At 37.3% G+C, this 1,846-nt stretch carries 3 protein-coding genes and 1 pseudogene; 2 read left to right on the forward strand and 2 right to left on the reverse strand.

Annotated elements, in window-relative coordinates; genetic code table 11:
- Positions 1-244: 244 nt before the first annotated feature.
- Complete coding sequence (locus L647_RS0120725; protein WP_253948922.1) at positions 245-907, reverse strand: transposase; 663 nt, start codon at positions 905-907, stop codon at positions 245-247.
- 273 nt (positions 908-1,180) lie between these two features.
- Here L647_RS0120725 and L647_RS0120730 point away from each other — a divergent pair, with 273 nt between their 5' ends.
- Together L647_RS0120730 and L647_RS1000000126170 are read left to right on the forward strand one after the other, a co-directional pair.
- Complete coding sequence (locus L647_RS0120730) at positions 1,181-1,369, forward strand: hypothetical protein (protein ID WP_024612719.1); 189 nt, start codon at positions 1,181-1,183, stop codon at positions 1,367-1,369.
- On the forward strand, positions 1,369-1,524 hold the full coding sequence (locus tag L647_RS1000000126170) for a hypothetical protein (protein ID WP_173399985.1): 156 nt from the start codon (positions 1,369-1,371) through the stop codon (positions 1,522-1,524). The genes L647_RS0120730 and L647_RS1000000126170 overlap by 1 nt, the downstream gene beginning before the upstream one ends.
- A 211-nt stretch (positions 1,525-1,735) precedes the next feature.
- Here L647_RS1000000126170 and L647_RS1000000126620 read toward each other — a convergent pair.
- Positions 1,736-1,846 (reverse strand): annotated as a pseudogene (locus L647_RS1000000126620) (thiamine biosynthesis protein ThiC); the annotation flags it as partial.

Consider the following 1,846-nt stretch of genomic DNA (forward strand, 5'->3'; position numbering starts at 1 on the left):
CCCTTGGCTTTCGCCTCAGTCATCGTTTAGTACCAATGTCAGTCCAGTTTCTGGCTGTGTTTACACACTGCGCTGTAACAAGTCAGTGGTTTATGCTTACACATAACCAACCCTTTGTGGCTCAAACATTGGGCATATCCAGTATTTAAAATATGAGCGGTTAACGTGCAGGCTTAATCAAATCTAATGGTTTTACCAACCCCATTACGAGCTCAACACGTTAACCTAATTTGTTTTATAGACGCTAAGCAAACGCCTTGTGTTCATCGAATGGTACATTGTCTTTAAGCACGTGATAACACGCTCTTGCGAGCTTATGTGCAACCGTTTTAATCGCAACTACCTTGTTTGTTTTAGCCAGTTTTCGTTGATAATATTTTTTAACTGTTGGGTTATAACGAATTGCAAAATTAGCAGCCTCAGTAAAGGCCCACGCTAAATAACGATTACCATTCTTCTGATTCGTAGCGCCTTTTTTCTTTCCATTGCTGTACCTTACCCCTTTAACACAGCGACAATACGATGAGAAATTACCTGGGCTATCAAAACGTTTAATCGTGCCGGTTTCTAACATAATAGTCAGTGCTAAAGTATTCCCAATTCCATCAATACTGGATAGGTTTATAAATTCAGGGGAGAGTGATGTTTGTTTTAAAATAGCCCCCTCTATCACATTAATTTGCTGTTGAGCACAACGTATTAATGAGAGGTTAGAAATGACTGACAGTGCTGTATTCATTGAGCTAAAGTCTGCGTGTACCTGCACAGTATCAACGCCTTTTCTGATAGCAGCCATTTGCTTTATTTTGTTGCTACCGAGCTTATAACCAAGATGACGCATGTAACAACTTTGCACCGATAATAAGTTTTTAGTGGACTGTTGCACAATGTCCATTCGTTTGCGCATTAAATCTCGAACAGCCCTGAGTTCACGGGGGTAAAGAAGCTAAAGGGGTCAAATCTTGACTTCATACATCAAAAAAATGGATGAGGTTAGGTCTTTCTTTTTGCCTTTTTGTAAGAACTGAATAAACGAGATATTCATCCTTAATTTGCTAAAAAGAAAGAGTAATTTAGGGGGGATGGTCTAAAACGAAAGTTGATAATAAAAAAAGTGATAGTTGGGCAATAAACTTTAGTTTTTTTGATTTTTCCACCACCAATACTAAAGGAGAACTGTGTGGTAGTAATAGAAATAATAATTGTATTAGCAATTTGGTTTGCAAGTGGACATGCAATAAGTAAAATTTATTTTAAGGCTGGATTTAAAGACACGCCAATATTTGTATTTTGGATTCCAGCACTAAACCTGGCGTTTTTGTTTTATTTAGCTTTCTCAGAATGGCCTAGATTTAAGGAGAATGTATAATGGGTTTTATTATAGCTACCGCAATTTGGGCATTGATAGCGTTTGCAGGTTGGCGCGTATTTACTAGAGCTGGTTTTAAAGGCTGGATGGGTTTTCTTTTTTTAATTCCTGTAGTTAATTTTATAGCATTGTTATATTTAGCTCATAAAGATTGACCTATTGAGAATACACAAAACTAGCAAGAGGCTATTGGGTAAATGGTGTCAAATTTTGATTCCATACATCAAAACATAAATTAGTTAAAAGCTTTTGAGATAGGCTAGGGGAATGCTTTAAATGTAAAACATCGGCGAATTCTTATATGTAATATGCGCCGATGTTTATACTTTATTCAAAAAGAGCCAATGACTTGTGAGCTATTAAGCCTTAGTCTTGTTTGCGGTAAAGGCTTATTAAGCATATCGCTAAAAGTAACGTTGCAATCATGCCTGAGGCGCCAGCAACAGCTGATGGAAGAAATCCATCACGGCCAAAGGT

Origin of the sequence: Pseudoalteromonas sp. TB64, from assembly GCF_000498095.1 — a bacterium.
Lineage (GTDB): Bacteria > Pseudomonadota > Gammaproteobacteria > Enterobacterales > Alteromonadaceae > Pseudoalteromonas.